This window comes from Parasediminibacterium sp. HNIBRBA5674 (genome assembly GCF_056745525.1).
On sequence record NZ_JBQWIE010000069.1, the window covers coordinates 1 to 6,522 of the forward strand.

Sequence of the window (6,522 nt, forward strand, 5' to 3'; positions counted from 1 at the left end):
ATAGCCTTAGGCAAGAAACAAGTTTAAGCTTTAGAGGTGGTGTAGGTGCTACTAATTATTTTATTAGTGCCTCTTATCTAAAAGAAACGGGTGTTGTAATTAATTCAGGTAATGATAGAGCCAATGTGCGATTTAACTTAAATACCGATATTAAGAAATGGTATACCATAAGGTCACAATTTGCCATTACAAGACAAAACCAATTGGTAGGTATTACATCTGCACGTGGCTGGCCAAATCGAGGCGGCCCAATTTTAAATGCACTACGTGCAGCACCTTTCTTCGACAATAACCCTGATGCACTATTACTTGATAATACAATTGATGGTGTGTCTATTGGTGGTGTTACATTTAATCCTGTGTTAGAGCAGAGTTTAAAAAACGACAATAGATTACAAGACCAAATAATAGCTAATTTAGAGAATATCTTTTATTTAAATGCTAAACGAAATTTAGAGATGCATGTAACGTTTGGTACTTCTTACAATTATACTGGTAGACAAACCATACAACCTCCAGTAATTGACGTTGTTAATGGCGGTACAGCACAGCAAGGCGATGCGAAAACAATATCTTATAATGGTAATGTGTTCTTGCTCCATCGATTAAAAGCAAAGGCTTTTAGTGTTAATAACACTTTAGGTGCTGAGTTTACACAAAATACAAATGAATCTAATTCGTCAGTAGCTCAAAGTTTAGACTTCGCTAGCATTGCCTTAAACAATTTGGCATCTGGTAAAGTACAAAAAATTACATCTACTAAAGGTGCCAATTTAATTGAGTCAGCTTTTTATAGATTACTACTTAATTATGATAATAAATATTTATTAAGTGGATCTCTACGATTAGATGGCTCATCTCGATTTGCAGAAAATAATAAATTAGGCTTATTTCCATCTCTAGGTTTTACTTGGAACGCTAGCGAAGAGTCGTTTATAAAAAATAAATTACGTTTTGTAGATTTAGCAAAGGTACGTGTTAGCTATGCTGTAGTGGGTAATGATAGATCGTTGCCTGAGTATCGTTCTATACGTTTATACAATACTGGTTTTTACGAAACTGGTTTAACACAAGGTGTTTCGCCCTTTGTTAGTCTATCGGCACAACAGCCAAGTAACCCTAGTTTAAAATGGGAGTCGTCACGGGTATTTAATATAGCAACAGATTTATCTTTTTTTAAAGACAAATTAGGTATTACCTTTGAGTATTACGATAAACTCACAAATGACTTGTTGCAAAATGTTCCTTTCGCTTCACAAACTGGCTATAATAATATTTGGTCAAACATAGGTACAATACAAAATAGAGGTATTGAAATTACTTTAAACACCAAAATAGTTCAAAACAAAAATTTCTCTTGGTCTAGTAATTTTAACTTCTCTAATAATAAAACCATCTTGGTAGATCTTGGTGCTTTTGACCCAACAGCTAATTTGTCTTCTTTGGGAGGTAATTTATTGGGCGGTAGTGCCAAAGCATTAATACCTGGTAAAGAATTAGGTTTGTTTTATGGTTATAAAATTGATGGCTTATACCAATTGTCAGATTTTGATAATGCTGGGCGACCGATTGCTGGTTTAGATATATTTACTGCTGGTAATTCACCAGACACTAGACCAGGACGTTTTAAATTCGTAAATACCAACGGCAGTACTTATATCAATCCAGCTACTGGTAGAGTTAATGGTAATGTGAACGACTCTGACAAGGTAGTAATTGGTAATTCAGCACCTAAATTTACCATTGGCTTTACTAATAACTTTACTTACAAACGCTTTAGTTTAAGCTTCTTATTCACAGGTACATACGGTAATGACATACAAAACGTGGTACAAGCGTACATTGGTAGTGGTAATTTGGCAAATACTGGAGTAGCTTTTAACCAAACTGAAGATTGGTATAAAAACCACTGGACGCTAAAAAACCAACATAATGATACTAGGTATGCGGCCGTGCAAACAAGTGCTGCAGCTGTTACTAGCGATGCGACATCTGCCCAAATTGAGGATGGTAGTTATATACGCCTAAAAAATATCACACTAGGGTATAATTTTGATGTTAAAAAGACTAAGTTTTTCAAAACTTTAAATGTTTATATCACTGGTACCGATTTATTGTTGTTAACTAAATACACGGGCTTTGATCCTGAAGCAAGTTCTTATGGTACAGATGTGCGCTTACAAGGTATAGATTATGGATCTTACCCACGCAATAGAAATATCACAATTGGTTTATCTACAACATTCTAAAAAATAATTAATGAAAAAAGTAATAATCACTATATCTGTTCTTTCACTGTTTTTTACAAGTTGTAAAAAAGATTTGATTGAAACACCTTACAGTCAGTTTTCGAATTTAAATACCCCAGCACTAATAGACGCAGCAGCGGTTGGCATTTATGGGGCCGTAGATAATTCTACTATTTCCTTTTTCCACCAAACCGCCTTGTTTCCTATGGTAGAGGTAGGTCATAGATATAGTTCTTTTGGTTCAGGCGGCGAAATAATTGGCAATCGGGAATTTTACAGATATATATATAATGCTAATACAACAGCTATTGCACAAACATGGCAAGGGCTATATCTAATGGTAAATAGAGCCAATGAAGTAATAGAAGCTGCACAAGCTAATATAAAAGATAGTGCTACAGCGATACCTTTAATTGCTGAGGCTAAATGTTTAAGAGGTTGGGCCTACTTTACCTTAACGCAGCTATATGGACCAGTGCCTTTACAGCTAAAAGCAACAGCATCATCTAGTGACAGAGCCAGTATTTATTTGTCACGTTCACCAGTTAAAGATGTGTATGCACAAATAGTAGAAGATTTAACATATGCGTCTGGTAATTACACAAATGGTAGCTTAACGCCAAGTAGACTACCCAGAACAAGGCCAACTGCAGATTTAGGCAGAGTTACATCTGGAACTGCAATAGGTTTATTGGGCAAGGTATACCTTACTATGGCTGGCTTACCACTTAGCGATCCTAATGGTTATGCGAATGCTATAGCAACTTTGGCGCCTTTGGTTACTGGGCGTTCAAGTTACGGCACAGGGCTTTTAAGTAGTTATGCAAGTGTTTTTAGATCATTAAATGAGATGAATAGCGAAATTTTATTTGCATTACGTTGTTTTGGTAATTCAAATGTTGGGGTTTTAAGTTGTACTTATTTTCCAAATACCCTCGGTGGTCTTGGCATGAATATAGATGGCGATGCTGGTCAATCACCTATGTATGGATTACGTTGGGATATTTTACGCTTGTTCAATACTACTGATGTACGTACAAGATCTGGTATTGGTTATGCTTATGCCGACATGCGTACAAACTCTAAAATTGCGGCTACAGGCTTGCAAGACTCTTTAATTTATGATACTGTATCAGCTTTTCAATATAGGCGTAAAACTGTACCAACACAAGTTGTAGCTAGCGCACCAGGGCGTTATGGCTTAGGCTATACCAAATATATTGCTGATCAGCCAAGATTACTCACTAGTGTAAGAGGCTATCAAAACGACTGGATTGTGCTACGCTTCTCTGATGTGTTACTTTGCTACGCTGAAGCTTTAAATGAAGCTGGTCAAACTGCCGCAGCTATACCTATTTTAAATGAAGTGAGGACAAGGGCTAGTGCTACACCCATTGCTTTAACAACTACTCAAATACCATTAAGACAAATTATTCGTGATGAACGTATGAGAGAACTTGTTGGTGAATTTACTAGTGTTTTTGATATTAGAAGATGGGGTACTCTAAAAGATGAAATGGATAATATGCGATCAGATCAGTTTACAACCGCAGATCCAACTGTACCTCTTTTCGATCCTAAATTCTATCTATATCCTGTACCATATAGCCAATTGCAAGCCAATCAAAATCTATTACCACAAAATCCAGGCTGGAATTAATTATAAAACCTTAATTATGACTAATAAATATTTCAAAATAGGTATATTGCTAGCAATACTTACCACGGGTTTGTTTGCTTGCCAAAAAGAATTAGGTAATGGTGAAGTACTCGATTATACCAATACTATTAAAAGCGAAATAGATACAGTAAGCCAGTACAGCATGTATAAAGAACTATACAAGTTTGCAGATTCATTAACGCTTGGCCCAAGGCGTGATTCTGTTAATACAGCAAATTCTTATCCATTAGTTGGTGCATCGCTAGCAAGTAGCTATATTACAGGTTTTATACCTACTAATGATGCTTTTATAAGTAATGGGATTACTTACATTACTGATGGGGGTAATCTTAATCCATTATTTATAAATTTTTTATCTAGAGATTCTTCAAGAGCAAATCTAAAAGTCCCAAATATAATACGTCAGTTTGCGGCTAATTTTATGATTAGTAAGTTAGTAGAAGTAGGTGACTTTAATGATTCGTTGATGTCGCGTACCATATCTGGTATTGGGGCTGATACACTGTATTTAAAAAAATCTAATACTGATTTTCTAATTGATGCTAATATTAAAGTTGATATATCACGTTATAAATCTTTTAAAAACGGTAATTTATATCCGATAAACAGTTTACGTGTACCAGTTTATGCGCAGACGGCAATAGCATTGGTGAAAGTAGATACTACCATGTCTCTATTTAACCAAGCCTTAGTACGCATCCCAACAACTGATACTATTAGTAAAGTAGTTAATAACGCACAATTGCAAAACACATTTTTAATACCTACAAATGATGCTTTTAGAGCTGCTGGTTATACCACTGCTTCTATTGCCGCATTGCCAATTGCTACAGTAACAGCTCTAATAAGACACCATATTGTTACTGGTCAAAAAATATTTACGACTAATTTTCAAGCAGGTACTTTAAGAATGTTAGACGGTACAGATATTACGGTTGGGGTTTCGCCATCAGTAACATTCAAATCAGCAAATACGGCAAGCCCTGCTGCCATCATATCTGCAAATATTTTGGTTGCAAGGGGTATTGTTAATAAAATAGATAAGGTATTAATTCCATAATATAGCATTTGGATTCTTAAAAATATCATTACCAAGTTGGTTGTCAATCAGCTTGGTAATGATGTTTTAAGTGGTTAGTAAGAACTTTTACATTTAAAAAAATTAGTATGTAAAATTAAATGACCTCAGATATGAAGATTAAATTCAGTAGTTTATTATTTTTTTCAGCAGCTTTTTTAGTATCTGTTATTGTTAATAAAACACAAGCACAAACTAAAAAGAAACCAAATATTGTTTTTATTTTGGCCGATGATTTGGGCTGGATGGATGCCACTATAAATGGTAGCCAATACTACGAAACGCCAAATTTAGAACGATTGGCCAAGCGAGGTATGAAGTTTACAAATGCTTATACCGCAAGCCCACTTTGTTCGCCTACAAGAGCCAGTATTTTAACAGGGCAATACCCTGAGCGTTTTCACCTTACAACACCATCTGGTCACTTAAAACCCAATGCAGATGAGCCTTTAATGAAAGATAAAGCCGCCGCTTGGAACAAAGTAATTACACCGGCATCAAGAACTTTTATGCCCCTAGAAAGTGTAACTATTGCTGAAAAATTAAAAACTGTAGGCTACACAACAGGTTTTATAGGTAAATGGCATTTAGGCCAAGATCCCTATAATCCAGAAGCACAAGGCTTTGATTTTAATGTTGCAGGTGGACCTAATCCTGGACCGCCAAATTATTTTTCGCCATACCATATTAAAAACCTGCCAGACGGACCTTTGCATGAATATATTACCGATAGAATTACAGATGAAGCCCTTAAATATCTAGATCAAAGAAAAGATAGTACATTTTTCCTTTGCATGTGGGAATTTGGTGTTCATGCCCCTTTTCAAGGTAAGTTAAATTATGTGAAACAATATGAGAATAAAGTAGATCCGCGTGGTAAACAAGATAATCCCATAATGGCTGCGATGATTAAAAGTTTGGATGAAAGTGTGGGTAGGATTATAGATAAATTAGATGAACTTAAATTAACAGACAATACATTAATTATTTTTTATTCAGATAATGGTGGTAATATGTACGATCTTGTTAACGGTAAAGATGCCACTAATAATTTTCCACTAAAATATGGTAAAGGTAATATACATGAAGGCGGTGTTAGAGTTCCTTGTGTTATTTCGTGGGCTGGTAAAATAAAGCCCAATACAGTTTCAGATGAGGTGATTTCTAGCATAGATTTTTATCCAACATTACTTGATTTGGCAACTGCAAAAGCAGATAAAGATCAAATTTTAGATGGTGTAGATTTATTGCCATACCTCATCAAAGGAAAAAAATTGGAAAGAGAAGCTATTTATTGTCATTTTCCACATTATACCCCAGCAACTAATAATTACCCATCTACTTCTGTACGTAAAGGTGATTGGAAATTAATTAGAGTTTATGGCGAGGGTGAAAATGGTGGTGATGGATACGAATTGTACAACCTGAAAGACGATATTGGCGAAGCCAATAATCTTTCAGCTAAAATGCCTGAAAAAGTAAAGGAATTAGATAAGTTGATTGTAAAACATGTA

General features: G+C 35.2%; 4 protein-coding genes. All 4 read left to right on the plus strand.

Annotated elements, in window-relative coordinates; all coding sequences use genetic code 11:
- Positions 1-2,249: SusC/RagA family TonB-linked outer membrane protein (locus ACT9TX_RS18095; RefSeq protein ID WP_481340464.1), on the plus strand; the 2,249-nt coding region annotated here is incomplete at its 5' end.
- Between the two features lie 10 nt (positions 2,250-2,259).
- On the plus strand, positions 2,260-3,909 hold the full coding sequence (locus tag ACT9TX_RS18100; protein WP_481340466.1) for a RagB/SusD family nutrient uptake outer membrane protein: 1,650 nt from the start codon (positions 2,260-2,262) through the stop codon (positions 3,907-3,909).
- Between the two features lie 16 nt (positions 3,910-3,925).
- Positions 3,926-4,990, plus strand: a complete 1,065-nt coding sequence (locus ACT9TX_RS18105; RefSeq protein WP_481340468.1) for a fasciclin domain-containing protein — start codon at positions 3,926-3,928, stop codon at positions 4,988-4,990.
- A gap of 131 nt (positions 4,991-5,121) precedes the next feature.
- The coding region (locus ACT9TX_RS18110) for a sulfatase (RefSeq protein ID WP_481340470.1) at positions 5,122-6,522 on the plus strand (1,401 nt) is incomplete at its 3' end.